Origin of the sequence: Ectothiorhodospira haloalkaliphila ATCC 51935 (genome assembly GCF_000633935.1) — a bacterium.
Lineage (GTDB): Bacteria > Pseudomonadota > Gammaproteobacteria > Ectothiorhodospirales > Ectothiorhodospiraceae > Ectothiorhodospira > Ectothiorhodospira haloalkaliphila.
Window position 1 is genome coordinate 508738 of record NZ_KK214998.1, and the last position, 14300, is coordinate 523037.

General features: G+C 63.5%; 12 protein-coding genes and 1 riboswitch. Of the genes, 10 read left to right on the plus strand and 2 right to left on the minus strand.

The window, feature by feature from the left end; translation table 11 throughout:
- Window positions 1-40 precede the first annotated feature (40 nt).
- From ECTHA_RS0110250 to ECTHA_RS0110285, 8 genes are all read left to right on the plus strand, one after another.
- Window positions 41-1279, plus strand: coding sequence for an EAL and HDOD domain-containing protein (locus ECTHA_RS0110250; RefSeq protein WP_025280808.1), 1239 nt, complete (start codon window positions 41-43; stop codon window positions 1277-1279).
- 54 nt (window positions 1280-1333) lie between these two features.
- Window positions 1334-1409, plus strand: a riboswitch (SAM riboswitch).
- Between the two features lie 45 nt (window positions 1410-1454).
- Window positions 1455-2660 carry an O-succinylhomoserine sulfhydrylase gene (locus ECTHA_RS0110255; protein ID WP_084307101.1) on the plus strand — a complete coding sequence of 402 codons (1206 nt, stop codon included), beginning with the start codon at window positions 1455-1457 and terminating at the stop codon, window positions 2658-2660.
- 263 nt (window positions 2661-2923) lie between these two features.
- The gene (gene katG, locus ECTHA_RS0110260; RefSeq protein ID WP_025280810.1) at window positions 2924-5110 is read left to right on the plus strand and encodes a catalase/peroxidase HPI; all 2187 of its coding nucleotides are present in this window, start codon (window positions 2924-2926) and stop codon (window positions 5108-5110) included.
- A gap of 315 nt (window positions 5111-5425) precedes the next feature.
- Complete coding sequence (gene modA, locus ECTHA_RS0110265) at window positions 5426-6199, plus strand: molybdate ABC transporter substrate-binding protein (RefSeq protein WP_025280811.1); 774 nt, start codon at window positions 5426-5428, stop codon at window positions 6197-6199.
- Between the two features lie 21 nt (window positions 6200-6220).
- A complete protein-coding gene (gene modB / locus ECTHA_RS0110270) occupies window positions 6221-6910 on the plus strand; it encodes a molybdate ABC transporter permease subunit (RefSeq protein WP_025280812.1) in 690 nt (229 codons plus the stop codon).
- Window positions 6910-7977 (plus strand): molybdenum ABC transporter ATP-binding protein, encoded by a 1068-nt coding sequence (gene modC / locus ECTHA_RS0110275; RefSeq protein WP_025280813.1) that lies wholly within the window; start codon window positions 6910-6912, stop codon window positions 7975-7977. The genes modB and modC overlap by 1 nt, the downstream gene beginning before the upstream one ends.
- A 67-nt stretch (window positions 7978-8044) precedes the next feature.
- Window positions 8045-8644 (plus strand): nitrogen fixation protein NifQ, encoded by a 600-nt coding sequence (locus ECTHA_RS17950; protein ID WP_051582636.1) that lies wholly within the window; start codon window positions 8045-8047, stop codon window positions 8642-8644.
- 12 nt (window positions 8645-8656) lie between these two features.
- Window positions 8657-9892 (plus strand): glycerate kinase type-2 family protein, encoded by a 1236-nt coding sequence (locus tag ECTHA_RS0110285; RefSeq protein WP_025280815.1) that lies wholly within the window; start codon window positions 8657-8659, stop codon window positions 9890-9892.
- Window positions 9893-10196: 304 nt separating this feature from the next.
- On the opposite strand, the gene ECTHA_RS0110290 is transcribed toward ECTHA_RS0110285, so the two are convergent.
- Together ECTHA_RS0110290 and ECTHA_RS0110295 are read right to left on the minus strand one after the other, a co-directional pair.
- Entirely contained in the window at window positions 10197-10916 is a 720-nt protein-coding gene (locus tag ECTHA_RS0110290) for a UDP-2,3-diacylglucosamine diphosphatase (protein ID WP_025280816.1), read from the minus strand.
- Window positions 10917-10925: 9 nt separating this feature from the next.
- Window positions 10926-11438, minus strand: coding sequence for a peptidylprolyl isomerase (locus tag ECTHA_RS0110295; protein WP_274520797.1), 513 nt, complete (start codon window positions 11436-11438; stop codon window positions 10926-10928).
- A 261-nt stretch (window positions 11439-11699) separates the two neighbouring features.
- Between ECTHA_RS0110295 and cysS the strand changes: the two genes are divergently transcribed.
- Window positions 11700-13085 (plus strand): cysteine--tRNA ligase, encoded by a 1386-nt coding sequence (gene cysS, locus ECTHA_RS0110300; RefSeq protein ID WP_025280818.1) that lies wholly within the window; start codon window positions 11700-11702, stop codon window positions 13083-13085.
- 93 nt (window positions 13086-13178) lie between these two features.
- Complete coding sequence (gene folD, locus ECTHA_RS0110305; protein ID WP_025280819.1) at window positions 13179-14051, plus strand: bifunctional methylenetetrahydrofolate dehydrogenase/methenyltetrahydrofolate cyclohydrolase FolD; 873 nt, start codon at window positions 13179-13181, stop codon at window positions 14049-14051.
- Window positions 14052-14300 lie beyond the last annotated feature (249 nt).

A 14300-nucleotide genomic window follows, 5' to 3' on the forward strand; every position in this document is an offset into this window, starting at 1 on the left:
GCTTGCTGATAGCCTGTAGACCACCCAGGGGAGGGCAGGCATGGACCCAGCACGGCATCTTGAAACGGGCACCTACATCGCCCGGCAACCGATTTACAACCAGCAACTGGGCGTCCACGCCTACGAGTTGCTATTCCGCACGGCCACCTCCCCGGACAGTGCGACAGCCAGTGATGCCGCCACCTCCCATGTGATGCTCAGTGCCTTCGGCGAGATCGGCCTGGATGCGCTGGTCGGCAGTCGCCTGGCTGCCATCAACATGACCTGGCGCCTGATGGAGGAATTACGGGAGTTGGCCGTCCCTGCGGGTCGCATGATCCTGGACCTCCCGCCCTCGTTGCCCTGCGATGAAGACGCGGTGCAATTGCTGCGCGGGCTCTCCGGACAGGGCTATGTGCTGGCCCTGGATGACTATGTCCCCGGTACATCCCGGGATGCCCTGCTGCCCGTGGTGCATCAGGTGAAGATCGACACGGCCAGCTCCCGGCCGGATGAACTGCGTCTCATCTTCAGGGGGCTGAAGACGACCCAGGTGGAAAAAGTGGCCAAGAAGGTGGAGACCCTGGAAGATTATGAATTCCTTCGGGACCTGGGTTTCGATTATTTCCAGGGCTACTTCCTCAGCCGGCCCCGGGTGTTTCGCGCGGTGAACCTGCCCACCGGCAAGCTCACCGTGCTTCGTCTGCTGGCGCGTTTGCAGCAGCCGGAGATGGATGTCCACGAACTGCAGCATCTGATCGCACAGGATCCGGGGCTGGCCTTCAAGCTGCTCAAGCTGATCAACTCTCCCTTCTTCGGCCTCAACCGGCAGGTGGACTCCCTGGCCCGGGCCATCCTCATCCTGGGGCATCGCAAGCTGGTCACCTGGGCCTGTATGCTGGTGCTCAGCGGCCTTGAGGACCGCCCCGCCGGACTCGTGCACCTGTGCCTGCAGCGCGCCGGCCTGTGCGAGCGCATCGCCCGCATGGCCGGTCGTCGCCCGGTGGAGCGTTATTTCACGGCCGGTCTGTTCTCGGCCCTGGACCTGGTGATGGAGCGCCCCTTGCCTCAGGTGATCGGCCCCTTGCCCCTGGACGATGAAATCAAGCGAGCCTTGCTGGAGGGGGAAGGCGAACTGGGTGAGGTGGTGGCTTGTGCCCGGGCCTGTGAAACCGACCAGGTGGAGAGCGTGGTCTTTGCCGATCTGCTCCGGGAAGACATCATGAACGCCATGCTGGAGGCCGGTCAGTGGGCGGATGAGGTTCAGTCAGTCTCCATCTCCGGCACGGTGCGGCGTTGACAGCAACATGTGAGCCTCTTAAATTGATAAAGGTCAGTCAGCGCCAGGCGCTGACACTCTGACGGCGCCGATTTGATCCAGCTTGCGGGCGCCTTAAAAATACGGCTAAAGCGGGTGACGACCCGTTTTGGCGGGTTTTTTTGTGCCCGACGGGGCGGGTGAGGGCAATACAACCATGGAACATCCCCTGAACGATCCCGGCGATCCCACCGAGGGCTTTGATACCCGGGCCGTCCGCGCCGGCCAGCGGCGTGGACCCGAGCAGGAACATTCCGACCCCATCTATGCCACGTCCAGTTTCGTGTTCTCCAGTGCCGCCGAGGCCGCGGCCCGTTTTGCCGGTGACGAGCCAGGCAATATCTACGCCCGATTCACCAACCCCACGGTGCGAACCTTTCAGGATCGCCTGGCGGCGCTGGAAGGGGGGGAGGCCTGCGTGGCGACGGCCTCTGGCATGTCGGCCATCCTGTCCACCTGTCTCTCCCTGCTCAAGGCTGGTGATCACATCGTCTCTTCGCGCTCGGTATTTGGTTCCACCACCAACCTGTTCAGCAATTACCTCACCCGCTTCGGTATCCGGGTAACCTACGTCCCGCTGGGAGACCTTAAGGCCTGGGAGGCCGCCATCCGGCCCGAGACCCGCCTGTTGTTCGCGGAAACCCCCTCCAACCCCCTCACGGAACTGGTGGATATCCGCGCCCTGGCGGACCTGGCGCACGCCCATGACTGCCTGCTGGCCATGGACAATTGCTTTTGTACCCCGGCCCTGCAACGCCCGCTGGACCTGGGGGCCGACCTGGTGATTCACTCCGCCACCAAGTACCTGGATGGCCAGGGACGATGCGTGGGGGGTGCAGTGGTGGGCGATGCCGAGCGGGTGGGTAAGGAGGTATTCGGCTTCTTGCGCACCGCCGGCCCCACCATGAGCCCCTTCAATGCCTGGGTGTTCCTCAAGGGCCTGGAAACACTGCGGTTGCGCATGCGGGCCCACTGTGAATCCGCACTGGCCCTGGCCCAGTGGCTGGAGGCGCAGCCGGGTGTGGCGCGCGTCCATTATCCTGGCTTGGCGTCCCACCCGCAGCATGCCCTGGCCACCCGCCAGCAGGCCGCCTTTGGCGGTATCGTCGCCTTCGAGGTGAAGGGAGGGCGGGAACAGGCGTGGCAGGTGATCGACAGTACACGCCTGCTCTCCATCACCGCCAACCTGGGGGATGCCAAGACCACCATCACCCATCCGGCCACCACCACCCACGGGCGCATCAAACCAGAGCAACGGGAGAGCCAGGGGATCAGTGAATCACTGATCCGTGTAGCGGTGGGGCTTGAGGACATCGAGGACATCCAGCGGGATCTGGCACGCGGGCTCGATCGGTTCCCCTGAGGGGGAAGGGGGGGTTGTAGCTGAACCTTGGTTCTTTCACGTCGATGATAGTAATAATCTATTGAATTAATCCATACCCTCCATTTGAATTTATCACGCCCATCCCCTATAACTGTAAGGGCCAAGCGGTTGAACGATCGGCAGGCTCTCCCCCTCCAAGGGAGTGTCTGCCAGGCACCTCGGGAGCCGGGCGTCGGATGCGATGCGGGCCAGCCGGGGTGACGGTTCAGTACACAACCATCTCGCAATAAACGGAGGAAAAAATGGGCGGAAATGACGTCAAGAGTGCAGGCAAGTGCCCCATCATGCATGGTGGCAATACCGCAACCGGTAACGACAACATGGATTGGTGGCCCAACGCACTGAACCTGGATATCCTTCACCAGCACGACACGAAGTCCGACCCAATGGGGGAGGACTTCGACTACGCCGAGGAATTCAAGAAACTGGACCTGGCGGCGGTCAAGCAGGACTTGCGTAACCTGATGACCGAGAGCCGGGACTGGTGGCCGGCGGACTGGGGCCATTACGGCGGTTTGATGATCCGCATGGCCTGGCATGCCGCGGGCACCTACCGCATTGCAGATGGTCGTGGCGGTGCCGGCACGGGCAACCAGCGCTTCGCCCCCATCAACAGCTGGCCGGACAACGGCAATCTGGACAAGGCCCGCCGTCTGCTGTGGCCCATCAAGAAGAAATATGGCAACAAGCTGTCCTGGGCCGATCTGATCGTGCTCGCCGGCAACGTCGCCTACGAGTCCATGGGGTTCAAGACCTTTGGTTTCGCCGGTGGGCGGGCCGACATCTGGCATCCGGAAAAGGACACTTACTGGGGTTCCGAGAAGGAGTGGCTGGCCGAGAGTTCCAGCCGCTATGAAAGCGACGATCGCGAGAGCCTGGAAAACCCCCTGGCCGCCGTGCAGATGGGCCTGATCTATGTGAACCCGGAGGGTGTGGACGGTAACCCCGATCCGCTGAGAACCGCCCAGGACGTGCGCACCACCTTTGCGCGCATGGCCATGAACGACGAGGAAACCGTGGCCCTCACCGCCGGCGGTCACACCGTGGGCAAATGCCATGGCAATGGCGATGCCTCCAAGCTGGGCCCCGACCCGGAAGGCGCCGATGTGGAAGAGCAGGGCCTGGGCTGGCGCAACCCGCAGGGCAAGGGCTGTGGACCCGACACCATCACCAGCGGTATCGAAGGTGCCTGGACCACCCATCCCACCCAGTGGGACAACGGCTACTTCAAGATGCTCTTCGAGCACGACTGGCAGTTGAAAAAGAGCCCTGCCGGAGCCTGGCAGTGGGAGCCGGTGAACATCAAGGAAGAAGACAAGCCGGTGGATGTGGAGGATCCTTCCCGCCGCTACAACCCCATCATGACCGACGCCGACATGGCCATGATCAAGGATCCGGAGTACCGCAAGATCTCCGAGCGGTTCTACAACGATCCGGAGTATTTCAACGAGGTCTTTGCCCGCGCCTGGTTCAAGCTGACCCACCGTGACCTGGGACCCAAGAGTCGTTATCTTGGCCCTGAAGTGCCCCAGGAAGACCTGATCTGGCAGGATCCGGTGCCCAAGGTGGACTACACCCTGAGCGATGCCGAGGTGGCGGACCTGAAGGACAAGCTGCTCAACAGCGGCCTGAGTGCTTCGGAATTGATCAGCACCGCGTGGGACAGCGCCCGCACCTTCCGTTATTCCGACTACCGGGGCGGTGCCAACGGTGCCCGCATCCGTCTGGCCCCGCAGAAGGACTGGGAGGGCAATGAGCCCGAGCGACTGAAGAAGGTGCTGGGTGTGCTGGAAGACATTCAGTCCGGCCTGAGCAAACCGGTGAGCCTGGCCGACCTGATCGTCCTGGGCGGCACGGCCGCGGTGGAAAAGGCTGCCCGTGACGCCGGCTTCGATGTCACGGTGCCCTTCGCGCCGGGTCGCGGCGATGCCACCGAGGAGATGACCGACGCCGAATCCTTCGACGTGCTCGAACCCCTGCACGATGGCTATCGCAACTGGCTGAAGAAGGACTACGTGGTCTCTGCCGAGGAGATGATGCTGGATCGCACCCAGCTGATGGGGCTGACAGCACCCGAGATGACCGTGCTGGTGGGCGGCATGCGGGTACTGGGCACCAATCACGGCGGCACCAAGCACGGTGTGTTCACGGATCGGGAAGGGGTGCTGACCAACGACTTCTTCGTGAACCTGACCGACATGGCCAACACCTGGAAGCCCAAGGGCAACAACCTCTACGAGATTGTCGATCGCAAGAGCGGCAACGTGAAGTGGACGGCCACCCGGGTGGATCTGGTCTTCGGGTCCAACTCCATCCTGCGTTCCTACGCCGAGGTGTATGCCCAGGACGATTCGAAGGAGAAGTTCGTCAAGGACTTCGTGAAGGCCTGGACCAAGGTGATGAACGGCGATCGTTTTGATCTGAAGTAAGTCGTTCTCCTACCTGAAAACCCTCTCCCGATGGCGGGAGGGGGCGAATCAAAGAGCGGATGAGGATTGCACCATGCAAGCTCATCCGCCCTTTTTTGTGCCCTGTCTTTCTGTCCGCCAGGCACGGGATTGTCGCAAAGCCTACACGCGTCGCCCGGTGGAATCCTGCCGGTTCCCCATTCGAAAACAGGTGATTAGCCGATAGAGTTCGGCCTGGCCCCGAACCTGCATGATCCATTCGCGGCGGGCAGCGGATTTTCCCGTTGGCACGTCATGCGGTATATACGGGGCAACAACACGAGAGCCGGCAACGACATGATCACGAAAATCCGACTGACCCACTGCCTCATTACGGTGCTGTGTCTGCTTGTCCTTTCTCCTTTGGCGACCGCAAGCGATTTGAGAATTGCCACCGCCGCCAACTTTCTGGGCACGCTTCAGGAACTCACCGCCCGCTACGAGGAACAGACCGGGCATCGCTTCAGCATCAGCAGCGGGTCATCCGGGGCGCTGTACGCGCAAATCACCAATGGAGCGCCCTTCGATCTGTTCTTCTCCGCCGATGTGCTGCGTGCCCAAACCCTGGTGAGTGACGGGTTGGCGCATGAAGACTCCCGGTTCACCTATGCTCTGGGGGTGCCGGTCCTGTGGTCCAGCCGGCAGGATTGGCTGCAGGACCCGGAAGCGGTACTGACGGAGGGAGAGTATCGTTTTCTTTCCATCCCCAATCCGCGTAATGCGCCCTATGGGGTTGCGGCTCAGCAGATCCTGGAAACCCTGGGTGTCTGGGACAGGTTGAACGCAGAGGGCCGTCTGATCCGTGCACAAAATCTCACGCAGGTCTACGCCCAGACCGGATCCGGCGCCGCTGAGCTGGGATTCCTGGCGCTTTCACAGGTCAAGGATGCCTCGGGGAACATCCCCGGTTCCTACTGGATTCCACCGGCGGAACTGTTCGATCCCATTGAACAGCAGGCCGTCATCCTGAAGCGGGCGGGCGATCTGGAGGTGGCCCGGGACTTCATGGCCTGGATGCGGGGCGAGGATGCCGCCCGGATCATCGAGGCCGCCGGTTACGCGGTCCCCTGATCCAGCGGGAACCCCGGACACATGCTTGGCATCAGCGACAGTGACCTGACCGCCCTGTGGATCACCCTCAAGCTGGCGGTGATCAGCACCAGTATCCTCATGGTGCTGAGTGCCCCGCTGGCCTGGTGGCTGGCCCACACCCGGTGGCGGGGCAAGGTGATGATCGAGGCGCTGGTGGCCATGCCGCTGGTGCTGCCGCCCACGGTGATGGGCTTTTACCTGCTGGTTCTGCTGGGGCCGCGGGGCGCCGTGGGGGGCTTTCTGGAGGATATCGGGGTGGGGCATCTGGCCTTCACCTTCACCGGTCTGGTGATCGGCTCCATGATCTATTCACTGCCGTTCGTGGTGCAGCCCCTGCAGAATGCCTTTGCTGCCACCGGGGGGCGCGTACTGGAGACGGCGGCCACCCTCAGGGCCAGTCCCCTGGACCGTTTTCTGACGGTGGTGCTCCCCCTGGCGCGACGGGGCATCCTCACCGCAGCGGTGCTCTCGTTTGCCCATACTCTTGGGGAATTCGGCATGATCCTGATGATCGGCGGCAACATCCCTGGCCAGACGCAAGTGGCCTCCATCGCCATCTACGATCACGTGGAAGCCATGGACTATGCCTCGGCCCATGCCCTGTCCCTGCTGTTGGTGGTGCTGGCGTTCCTCCTGTTGATGAGCGTGTATGGGCTTAATCGACGCTTCAAGGTCGTGGGGGTGGCGTGATGAGCATCCATGCACGATTTTTCCTGGATCGCGGCGACTTCACCCTGGATGTGGACCTGGAGATCCCCGGACGAGGCGTGACCGCCCTGTTCGGTCGCTCCGGTTCCGGCAAGACCACGGTGCTGCGCTGTCTGGCGGGTCTGGAACGTATTCGTGAGGCCCGACTCACCTTCAACGGCGAGACCTGGCAGGATGACACTCAGTGGTTGCCCGTACACAAGCGACCCCTGGGTTATGTCTTTCAGGAGGCCAGTCTTTTCCCCCATCTCAGGGTACGGGACAACCTGCTCTACGGCTTCAAGCGCCTGGCCCCCGAGCAGCGCCGTCTGGAGCTGGACGAGGTGGCGAACCTGCTGGGTCTTGCGGATCTGCTGGCACGCTATCCGGATGAGCTTTCCGGAGGTCAGCGTCAGCGAGTTTCGATTGGCCGGGCGCTGCTCACCAGCCCGCGGTTGTTGCTCATGGATGAGCCCATGGCCTCACTGGATGTGACCAGCAAGGGGGAGATCCTGCCGTATCTGGAGCGGCTGCGGGATGAGTTGTCCATCCCGGTGGTTTATGTGAGCCACTCCATCGAGGAGGTGGCCCGCCTGGCGGATCACATGGTGCTGATGGAGAATGGGCGCGCCCTGGCACAGGGACCGTTGCAGACCCTGCTCACCCGCACGGACCTGCCCCTGGCCCACAGCGAGCAGGCCTCGGCGGTGATCCAGGGCACGGTGGCTGCCCATCACGCGGATGATCACCTCACGGAGCTGGCCTTTTCCGGCGGCCGGCTGTTGGTCTCCCAGCAGGACCGGCCCATCGGTGCCCCCTTGAGGGTGCGCATCCTGGCAAGGGATGTGTCCGTGGCCCTGAATCGCCCGGATTCCAGTAGTGTGCTCAACCCGATTCCGGTCAGGATCACGCAGATCAGTGACGATCCCCATCCCGGACATGTCATCCTGAACCTGGTGGTGGGGGATTATCAGTTGTTGGCCCGGATCAGCGCGCGCTCTCGCAGGCAACTGGACCTGTCCCCCGGACAGTCCGTGTGGGCGATGGTCAAGGGGGTTGCTGTCGCATGAGTGTCGCGATCCCATTATCCATGACCGAAGGGGCTCTGGAATCAACCAGGGCCGACGAGGTTCCGTCATGACTTCAACCTCTCAAGTGCATGCCCGCCCCAACACTCAAAGACGTGACCGCTTGCTGGCATTGCCCGGGCGGGGCGATCCGTTCGACCGTCATGTGTTGTCCTGTGCCCTGGTGGTGGCCATGGAAGACGTGGAGCAGGCACAGGCCCCTTGCCTGCACGCCAGCCTGGGGTTGCATGCCGACAGCCTGAGCCGCCTGCTGGATCAGTGTTTTCCCGGCCTGGAGCCACTGGAGCCAGGGGTTACCCGGGAAGGTGATACGGGCGAGGGCGCCATCGAGGAGGCGGACCTTCGCTGCTTGCTGCTTGAGCATGCTTCGCATCAGGGCGAGGTGACCACGTGGCTGGCGCATATCGTCGCGCGTCGCGCCCTCAAGCCAGGCCATCTGTGGCAAGGTCTGGGGCTTGACGAGCGCTCGGAGCTCTCCCGGTTGATGACACGACATTTTGCTACCCTGGCACAACAGAATATCCACAACATGCGCTGGAAGAAGTTCTTCTATCGTCAGCTATGCGGCCGGGAAGGCATACCCATCTGCAAGTCCCCCGTGTGTGGTGATTGCCCGGATTACCGGGCGTGTTTTGTGTGCGATGAGTAGTCCCAGGTTCCCATGAATCCCCATCGAGACGTCCTGCTGCATTGTTTCCGCGAGGCCCTGGAGGCCGTGAACGGCGAGGAAGTCGTGCGGCGGCAGTTGGTCATCAACAAGCCGAAGGGTGCGGTGCACGCAGTGGCCATCGGCAAGGCGGCCGCCGCCATGGCTCAGGGGGCACGGGCAGGGCTGGGTGGCAAACTCAAGCGAGCACTGGTGATCACCCGTCATGGGCATGGTGATGAAGCCCTGTCTCGTGATGGGCGTTTCTTGTGCCTGGAATCAGACCACCCGCTGCCCGGTGAGGCCAGCCTGGCGGCGGGGGGGCGGTTGCTGGCGTTCATCGAGGAAACGCCGCCCGATGCATGCCTGTTGTTTCTCATCAGCGGCGGCACGTCCAGCCTGGTGGAGGCGTTGCCCGAGGGGATGACCCTGGCGGACTTGCAACGCCTCAATGGCTGGCTACTGGGATCCGGGCTGGCCATCCAGGCCATGAACCGGGTGCGAAGCGGGTTCTCCCGCATCAAGGCCGGCCGTTTACGGGAGTATCTGGGGCCGCGTCCCGCCGAGGTCTGGTTGATCTCGGACGTGCCCGGCAATGACCCCGCGGTGATCGGCTCGGGCCTGCTCACGCCGCCCCGGGAACCCTCGCCGTTGCCCACCCTGCCCGCCGGTCTGTCGGAGATGGTGCACCGGGCGATGGCCGCCCATGCCACGCCGTCACCTTCCGCCCCCTCGGTGCCCGCCCGGGTGCTGGCCACACTGGAGGATGCCTGTCGCGCAGCCGGGGATGCAGCACGCCAGCGGCATTGTCCTGTCACCGTTCATGGCGAGTTCCTGAAGGGTGAGGCCGCCGAGCGGGGTGCGGCCCTGGCCCACTGGTTGATGCACGAGGGCAGGGCCACTCCTGGGGTGCATGTCTGGGGCGGCGAGACCACGGTCACCCTGCCGGAGAACCCGGGGCAGGGCGGACGCAATCAGCACCTGGCCCTGGCGGCGGCAAGGGTGTTGTCCGGTTGCCCGTATGTGACCCTGTTGGCGGCGGGCACGGATGGCTCTGATGGCGTCACGAGTGCCACCGGCGCCCTGGTGGACGGTGGCACCTGGGAGCGCATCCGCGCTCACGGCCTTGATCCGGACCAGGCCCTGTCCACCGCCAACGCCCACCCCTGCCTCCAGGCCTCAGGCGACCTCCTGGAGACCGGTCCCACCGGCACCAACGTCATGGACCTGGTGATCGCCCACATCTCCTGAGCCTTTGTGGGAGCTTACGCCCTTTGTGGGAGCGGCCCTCGGCCGCGAATGCCTTTCTCCACCGAAAGCCATCAAAGCGTCCGAACCTTGGCGGGGGGTGTGCCTGGGAGCGGGTGTTCGCCGCATGGATGCGGCGATCAAGCCTACAGGGAGGTATTCACGGCGTCCCGCGGACAGGCACACCCCCCGCCAAGGTTCTGCACCCCGGTGCCAAGCCCTGGGGGCGGTGGTGACCGGAGCCGCAGCATTCCCGGCCGAGGGCCGCTCCCACGGGGGGCTGCTCTCATTGGGGGCGCGGGGGGTATCAGATTTCCTGCAGTGCCATCCCCTGCGGCGTGCAGGTCAGTACGCCACCATCGCCGTACCAGTCCGGGAGCACGATGCGGCGGGCCGGGTGGCCGTCCAGTTCGAAATCGTGCACGGCGGGGCGGTGGGTGTGGCCGTGGATGAGGGTGTGTACGCCGTTGCGGCGCAGGGCATCCTCGACTGCGCCCGGATTCACGTCCGTGATCCGGTCGGACTTGCTTCGGGTGGAGGCCTGGCTCTGGGCGCGCATGGCCTCGGCCTCCGCATGGCGCTCTGCCAGTGGGCGGGCCAGAAAGGCCGACTGCCACTGACAGGTGCGCACCATGCGACGAAATTGCATGTATTCCTCATCGTCGGTGCACAGGCTGTCGCCGTGCATCAGCAGCACGGGAGTGCCATAGAGATCCACGACGGTCTCCGTCTCCAGCAGCGTGCAGCCGCAACGCTCGGCAAAGGCCTCGCCCACCAGGAAATCCCGGTTGCCATGGGCGAAATACACCGGCAGACCCTCACGGCTCAGCCGATGCAGGATGTCGAGAATTTTATCCAGGTGCGGCGCGGGATCATCATCGCCGATCCAGTATTCGAACAGATCACCCAGTATATAAAGCGCGTCAGACCCGGGAGCCCGCTCGGTAAGAAACCGGGCGAACTGCTCCAGGGTGCGTGGACGATCCCTGTCCAGGTGCAGATCGGAAATGAACAGCGTTTGAGGCACCGGGCAGGCTTACTGCTCGGTCACGCTATTGAGCACGATGGGCTCCTTGGGCACGTCCTGATGCATACCCTGACTGCCGGTGGGCACCGCCACGATACTTTCGACCACGTCCATGCCCTCCACCACCTTGCCGAACACGGCATAGCCCCAACCCTGGGGCGTCTCGGCGGTGAAGTCCAGGAAGCGGTTGTGCTCCACGTTGATGAAGAACTGCGCCGTGGCGGAGTGGGGGTTGGGGGTGCGGGCCATGGCCAGCGTGCCCACCTCGTTGCTCAGGCCGTTATTGGCCTCGTTGCGAATGGGATCGCGGGTGGGCTTTTGCTGCATGTCCGGGGTGAAGCCGCCACCCTGCACCATGAACCCAGGGATCACCCGGTGAAAGATGGTGCCGTCGTAGAAGCCGTCGCGCACATAGGCCAGGAAGTTCTCGACCGTTTCGGGTGCCTTGTCCGCGTAGAGTTCCAGGACCAGGGTGCCCTTGGTCGTTTCAATCTGGACCTTGGGGTTGTCGGTTTCGGCCATCACTTGGTTTCCCATGGTTAAGGACAGCAGCGCCAGGAGCGCTACACACTGTCGGATCATTGATTTCATGCGATTTTGTCCGTCGGGGTTACCCGTTGGTGTTCGGTGATGATAGCCGTTGCAGGCGTCCCGGGAAAGTTCGCCCCGCCCTGACGGGGTGTGGAGCGGTCCTTACCGGGCTTCGCGGCCGGCCTTTCTGGTGTATCGTGGGGCTTGGTATGCTTTGCTGCCTGCCCCATTCTGATCTGCCAGACCTGTGACATGCTGAACATATACAACACCCTCACCCGCCGCAAAGAACCCTTCAAGTCCATGGAAACGGGCCGGGTGCGCATGTATGTGTGTGGCATGACCGTGTACGACTACTGCCACCTGGGCCACGCGCGGGTCCTGGTGGTCTTCGATATCGTCTATCGCTACCTCAAGGCCCTGGGCTATGAGGTGACCTATATCCGCAACATCACGGACATCGACGACAAGATCATTCGCCGCGCCGCGGAGAACGGGGAGGGGATCGAAGCCCTCACGGATCGGTTCATCCAGGCCATGCACGAGGACGCCGAGGCCCTGGGGGTGTTGCGGCCCACGGCCGAGCCACGAGCCACGGAGCACGTGCACGAGATCCTGCACATGATCCAGCGCCTCATGGAACGCGGCTACGCCTATCAGGGCGATAATCGGGACGTGTACTACAGCGTGTCCCGCTTCGAGGATTACGGCAAGCTCTCCGGCAAGCGCCTGGAAGACCTGCGCGCTGGCGAGCGGGTGGCTCAGGATGAGGCCAAGCGCGACCCCATGGATTTCGTTCTGTGGAAGGCGGCGAAACCCGGTGAGCCCGCCTGGGACTCGCCCTGGGGCGCGGGGCGTCCGGGCTGGCACATCGAGTGCTCGGCCATGTCCACACATTTCCTTGGCAATCACTTCGACATCCACGGCGGCGGGCAGGACCTGCAGTTCCCCCACCACGAGAACGAGATCGCCCAGAGCGAAGCGGCCACCTGCGAGCACTTCGTCAACTACTGGATGCACAACGGCTTTGTGCGGGTGGACGAAGAGAAGATGTCCAAGTCCCTGGGTAATTTCTTCACCGTGCGCCAGGTGCTGGAGCACTACCGGCCCGAAGTGGTGCGGTATTTCATCCTGGGCAGCCATTACCGTAGTCCGCTGAACTACAACGACGAGGCCCTGGAAAGCGCCCGCAACGGCCTGTCGCGTCTGTATACGGCCCTGAGAGGGGTCCCGGTCCAGCCGGTTGAAGATGGCGGCGCCGAATACCGTGCCCGTTTCCATGCGGCCATGGCCGACGACTTCAACACACCCGTGGCCCTGGCGGTGCTGTTCGATCTGGCCCATGAGATCAACCGGCTGCGCCAGGAGCAGTTGGATGAGGCGGCCAGTCTGGCTGGGCTGCTCAAGGAACTGGGCGCCACGCTCGGAATTCTGGAGTCGGACCCGGAGGCCTTCCTCAAGGGGGGCGGTTCCGATGAGGGTCCCGACGAGGCCGGGATTGAAGAGCGCATCCAGGCCCGCCTGGAGGCCCGCAAGCGCAAGGATTTTGCCGAGGCGGATCGCATTCGCGACGAACTCAAGGCCCAGGGAGTCATCCTGGAGGACGGCCCGGGCGGGACCACCTGGCGTCGCGAATGATGGGCACGCGATGCCCGGGTCGGGATGGTTGGACTAGAGCGCCATAGAATGGGAAAATCGCAGCAACACTCCCACCCCCCAGGATGACCCCCGATGCCTGCGCAGATCATCGATGGCCGCGCCATTGCCAAAACCGTTCAAGAAGAGGTCCGCCAGGCGGTGGAGGTGCGCGTGGCAGCAGGCCGTCGCGTACCCGGCCTCGCGGTGGTGCTGGTGGGGGAGGATCCGGCCTCACATGTCTATGTGCGCAACAAGCGCCGCACCTGCGAGGCCATTGGCATGGTCTCCCAGTACTTCGAGTTGCCGGACAATGTTTCGCTGGGCGATCTGCTGGACGTGATCGATGACCTCAATGCCGATCCCAATATTGACGGCATTCTGGTGCAGTTGCCGCTGCCCCGGCACATCGACCCCGAGCAGGTGATCGAGCGCATCGACCCCGCCAAGGACGTGGACGGGTTTCACCCCTACAACATGGGCCGTCTGGCCCTGCGTGTGCCCCGGTTACGGCCCTGTACTCCTTATGGTGTGAAACGACTGCTGGACGAAACCGGCGAGACCTACAAGGGGCGTCACGGCGTGATCATCGGGGCCTCCAACATCGTCGGTCGCCCCATGGCCCTGGAGCTGATGCTGGCCGGGGCCACGGTCACGGTGTGTCATCGCTTCACCCACGACATGCAGCTGCATGTGGGGCGGGCGGATATCCTGGTGGCCGCTGCGGGGCGTCCGGGCCTGATTCAGGGCGACTGGATCCGCGAGGGTGCCACGGTGATCGACGTGGGTATCAATCGCCAGGAGGATGGCAGCCTGGTGGGGGATGTGCAGTTCGAGGCGGCGGCGGAGCGTGCTGCCTGGATCACGCCCGTGCCAGGTGGGGTGGGTCCCATGACCGTGGCCATGCTCATGAAGAACACCCTGCAGGCCTGTGAGGCCTCGGAGAAGGCGGGTATCTGTTTCTCGTGAAATCCCGAGGTCATCACTGAGGCTTTGCATCGGCGCAAGGGCTTTGCTACAGTCGTGACCAAGAGGAATCGAAACACATGCGCCATCCCCAAGCACAATCCGGCCACCTCGTGAGCGTCCCGCCCCGGGACGCTTCGCTGGACCGTGCTTCCTGCCTGCCTCTGCTGACCCTGCTGCGACTGCCGCGCTAGCGGCGACTCACTTCGCCTGGCGAGGCCAAAACGCACCCCAACGCAGGAAAGACCGGCC

Coding starts and splice junctions, on each gene's coding strand:
- modC (WP_025280813.1), top strand. CDS start 6,910: ATGAGCATCCATGCACGATTTTTCCTGGATCGCGGCGACTTCACCCTG.
- cysS (WP_025280818.1), top strand. CDS start 11,700: ATGCTGAACATATACAACACCCTCACCCGCCGCAAAGAACCCTTCAAG.
- ECTHA_RS0110285 (WP_025280815.1), top strand. CDS start 8,657: ATGAATCCCCATCGAGACGTCCTGCTGCATTGTTTCCGCGAGGCCCTG.
- katG (WP_025280810.1), top strand. CDS start 2,924: ATGGGCGGAAATGACGTCAAGAGTGCAGGCAAGTGCCCCATCATGCAT.
- ECTHA_RS17950 (WP_051582636.1), top strand. CDS start 8,045: ATGACTTCAACCTCTCAAGTGCATGCCCGCCCCAACACTCAAAGACGT.
- ECTHA_RS0110255 (WP_084307101.1), top strand. CDS start 1,455: ATGGAACATCCCCTGAACGATCCCGGCGATCCCACCGAGGGCTTTGAT.
- modB (WP_025280812.1), top strand. CDS start 6,221: ATGCTTGGCATCAGCGACAGTGACCTGACCGCCCTGTGGATCACCCTC.
- ECTHA_RS0110250 (WP_025280808.1), top strand. CDS start 41: ATGGACCCAGCACGGCATCTTGAAACGGGCACCTACATCGCCCGGCAA.
- folD (WP_025280819.1), top strand. CDS start 13,179: ATGCCTGCGCAGATCATCGATGGCCGCGCCATTGCCAAAACCGTTCAA.
- ECTHA_RS0110295 (WP_274520797.1), bottom strand. CDS start 11,438: ATGGCCGAAACCGACAACCCCAAGGTCCAGATTGAAACGACCAAGGGC.
- modA (WP_025280811.1), top strand. CDS start 5,426: ATGATCACGAAAATCCGACTGACCCACTGCCTCATTACGGTGCTGTGT.